The sequence below is a fragment of the Paenibacillus sp. BJ-4 genome, from assembly GCF_020404765.1.
In the GTDB taxonomy this organism is placed as follows: Bacteria; Bacillota; Bacilli; order Paenibacillales; family Paenibacillaceae; genus Paenibacillus.
This window is the reverse complement of the sequence record NZ_JAIVEM010000096.1, coordinates 1-201: the sequence shown is the minus strand read 5'-3', so window position 1 is coordinate 201 and position 201 is coordinate 1. Positions and strand designations below refer to the sequence as shown.

Below are 201 nucleotides of genomic sequence, written 5' to 3'. Positions count from 1 at the left end.
GGGGGCATTATCAATGAATATGAATGATGAGAAATTACTGCAATATTATCTGGAACTCAAAGGTCCGGATGCGGGAGAATGGAACTCTTCTCCACAGTGCATTCACACACAGTTGGTGACAAGGGATTACGTAAAGAAGACATTCGATATGTTTGATGAAATCCAAGTATGTAATGTTGGGATCGGAACTGGAGATTGGGA

1 pseudogene is annotated in these 201 nt (G+C 41.3%); it reads left to right on the top strand.

Going from position 1 to position 201, the window contains the following annotated elements:
• Positions 1–13: 13 nt before the first annotated feature.
• A pseudogene (locus LCF57_RS16485) lies at positions 14–201 on the top strand (SAM-dependent methyltransferase); the annotation flags it as partial.